The 538-nt window shown below is 46.7% G+C and carries 1 protein-coding gene; it reads right to left on the reverse strand.

All coding sequences use genetic code 11. From position 1 onward, the window contains the following. Positions 1–308: 308 nt before the first annotated feature. The coding region (locus tag MM239_RS20890) for a hypothetical protein (protein ID WP_241350260.1) at positions 309–538 on the reverse strand (230 nt) is incomplete at its 5' end.

Consider the following 538-nt stretch of genomic DNA (forward strand, 5'->3'; position numbering starts at 1 on the left):
CGGGTAGGAGAAACGGGATTAATTCCCGTTTCGACCTCCCACACCACCGTACGTACCGTTCGGTATACGGCGGTTCCTTGCTTTACGCCCTCTAAGAGAACGGGTTGACGTTGTTTTCAGTTATTCACCTTAGTAATGTCGCTCTTACCCATCCTTCGGGTTCTGCCCTATTCTTTTGGTGAGGAGCCTCCATTGGAGCATCTGACTAAACTAAAATGATAACAGTCATTTACTGTCGAACTGCAAGGTTCAGCCCTTCGGAATTCGTGAGACCTCCATGTTTCTATCATAGCTCATATCTATTCCTACTATGGCTTCTGCTGACTTCTCATCGCAAACCTTTTCCGACCGTATTTAATACGTCGATGAGATCTCCCGTGGTAAGATAACTCACTTTCACTCCATGTCCCCGCCTCATTTACACTCCAACGTCCGTGTAATCTTTGGATTTTGACTTGTATTGTAGTCTTGTCCCATTGGATATGCCTGATGAGATTCGTGTTCCTCAGGGCAGAGTTTTGCCGCCAGCTTCCTTCAG

The organism is Belliella filtrata, from assembly GCF_022549775.1.
Classification (GTDB): Bacteria; Bacteroidota; Bacteroidia; order Cytophagales; family Cyclobacteriaceae; genus Belliella; species Belliella filtrata.